Here is a 341-nt window from a genome sequence, read left to right as displayed (position 1 = left end):
CCATTGCCGACCTGATCGAATACCGCAGCCGCAACGAGTCGCTGGTCGAAAAGGTCGGCACGCGCACGCTACAGACGGCCTACGGCGAGTTCACCGCCCACGCCTTCCGCGACAAGCCCAGCCAGGCCGTGCACCTGGCGCTGGTCAAGGGCCAGTGGAGCACCGACGACGTGGTGCCCGTGCGCGTGCACGAGCCGCTGTCGGTGTTCGACGCACTCGAAATCAACCGCTCCATGCACTCGTGGGGGCTGGACACCAGCCTGCAATACCTCGCAAGCCAGGGCAAGGGCGTGGCGGTGCTGCTCAACTGCGGCGAAAGCGCCGCCCAGCTGCTGGCCCAG

The 341-nt window shown here is 67.4% G+C and carries 1 pseudogene; it reads left to right on the top strand.

Annotated elements, in window-relative coordinates:
• A pseudogene (locus tag DBV10_RS23145) lies at window positions 1-341 on the top strand (bifunctional 3,4-dihydroxy-2-butanone-4-phosphate synthase/GTP cyclohydrolase II); the annotation flags it as partial.

Source organism: Acidovorax sp. FJL06 (assembly GCF_003852545.1).
In the GTDB taxonomy this organism is placed as follows: domain Bacteria; phylum Pseudomonadota; class Gammaproteobacteria; order Burkholderiales; family Burkholderiaceae_C; genus Acidovorax.
Note: the sequence above shows the minus strand (reverse complement) of the source record. Positions and strands in the feature narration are given on the sequence as shown.